The 440-nt window shown below is 68.6% G+C and carries 1 protein-coding gene; it reads right to left on the reverse strand.

What is annotated here, in order from left to right:
* Positions 1 to 339: LacI family DNA-binding transcriptional regulator (locus OO69_RS48250; protein ID WP_033287406.1), on the reverse strand; the 339-nt coding region annotated here is incomplete at its 3' end.
* Positions 340 to 440 lie beyond the last annotated feature (101 nt).

Below are 440 nucleotides of genomic sequence, written 5' to 3' on the forward strand. Positions count from 1 at the left end.
GTCCAGGAGCGTGGTGACGTGGTGGTCCTGGAGGTCGGGCCGCTCGTCGGCGTTGCCGATGATGACGCTGTAGCCGAGCGCGCGGGCCTCCTCCTCGACGGAACGGGCCAGCTCGGTGAAGTACGGGTTCATCACGTCGCTGATGACCAGGCCGAGGGTGCGGGTCTGGTCGGTGCGCAGCGACCTGGCGAGGGCGTTCGGACGGTAGCCCAGCGTCTCGACGGCGGCCAGCACGCGGGCGCGTGCGGCGGCGCTGACCGACGGGTGGCCGTTGAGCGCCCGGGAGACCGTCGCGACGGACACGCCCGCTTCGGCGGCGACGTCCTTGATGCTCGCCATCGTCGTTCCACCTCCTCGTGGAATCGATTACACGGAGGATTGGAAACGATTACACGGGCGCAAATCAAGGGGTGGGTTCCGGCCGAGACCCAATCGTGACC

Origin of the sequence: Streptomyces sp. NRRL F-525 (assembly GCF_000716605.1) — a bacterium.
GTDB lineage: Bacteria > Actinomycetota > Actinomycetes > Streptomycetales > Streptomycetaceae > Streptomyces.